Source organism: Roseomonas acroporae, assembly GCF_023223525.1.
In the GTDB taxonomy this organism is placed as follows: Bacteria; Pseudomonadota; Alphaproteobacteria; order Acetobacterales; family Acetobacteraceae; genus Roseomonas_E; species Roseomonas_E acroporae.
Map to the genome: position 1 here is coordinate 1 of NZ_JALPRX010000233.1, position 357 is coordinate 357.

General features: G+C 68.9%; 1 protein-coding gene. It reads right to left on the reverse strand.

Translation table 11 applies throughout. From position 1 onward, the window contains the following. Window positions 1-52: 52 nt before the first annotated feature. Window positions 53-357, reverse strand: a 305-nt coding sequence (locus M0638_RS28215; protein WP_248670283.1) for a hypothetical protein, incomplete at its 5' end; no start/stop codon positions are given.

Consider the following 357-nt stretch of genomic DNA (forward strand, 5'->3'; position numbering starts at 1 on the left):
ACTCGGCCCAACCTCAGCATCAACTTCAACAAGTTGACTGTGCCCGTCGGTGTCATGCTGCCACTCGTACACGGCTTGTCATGGCACGGCAGACCTGTCGAACGGGTCTGCGGTTGGTCATCAGCGTAACCGGGTTGTCTCGTCCTTCGCCGGGCTCCTCCTCGCCATCGTGGTCCGGCTCGGCCTCCACGTCGCCGTCCATGCGGTCGAGCAGGTCGATCAGCCACGCGGCCAGCGCCTCGATGCGGGCTCGCTGGCCCAGCACCGGGGCGAGGCGGCGCAGCTCGGGCGGGAGAGACGCGCCGTCGCGGCGCGCCTCCCCGTGGTGCTGACGGGCACTCACGACGTCACCGCTGG